The organism is Xenorhabdus griffiniae, from assembly GCF_001028135.1.
In the GTDB taxonomy this organism is placed as follows: domain Bacteria; phylum Pseudomonadota; class Gammaproteobacteria; order Enterobacterales; family Enterobacteriaceae; genus Xenorhabdus; species Xenorhabdus bakwenae.
This window is the reverse complement of sequence record NZ_LDNM01000196.1, coordinates 1-538: the sequence shown is the minus strand read 5'-3', so window position 1 is coordinate 538 and position 538 is coordinate 1. Positions and strand designations below refer to the sequence as shown.

General features: G+C 52.4%; 1 rRNA gene. It reads right to left on the bottom strand.

Annotation, left to right across the window (positions count from 1 at the left end):
- Nucleotides 1–369 (bottom strand): 16S ribosomal RNA (locus tag AAY47_RS19645); the annotation flags it as partial.
- Nucleotides 370–538 lie beyond the last annotated feature (169 nt).

The following is a 538-nucleotide window of genomic DNA, read 5'->3' as shown; positions in this document are numbered from 1 at the left end:
CAATATTCCCCACTGCTGCCTCCCGTAGGAGTCTGGGCCGTGTCTCAGTCCCAGTGTGGCTGGCCATCCTCTCAGACCAGCTAGGGATCGTCGCCTAGGTGAGCCATTACCCCACCTACTAGCTAATCCCATCTGGGTTCATCCGATGGTGTGAGGCCCGAAGGTCCCCCACTTTGCTCTCTCGAGGTTATGCGGTATTAGCCACCGTTTCCAGTGGTTATCCCCCTCCATCGGGCAGATCCCCAGACATTACTCACCCGTCCGCCGCTCGCCGGCAAAGAAGCAAGCTTCTTCCCGCTGCCGCCCGACTTGCATGTGTTAGGCCTGCCGCCAGCGTTCAATCTGAGCCATGATCAAACTCTTCAATTAAAGTGTTTGATGCTCAAAGAATTCTGACTGTCCGTTCATAATGAATTAACTGTTCAGTCACTCTTCAAGACTTTTTTAATCTTTTTCGCCTTTCGGCGTCAGATAGTGTCTTGTGAGTGCCCACACAGATTGTCTGATTAATTTGTTAAAGAGCGTTGGCAACCGGGCG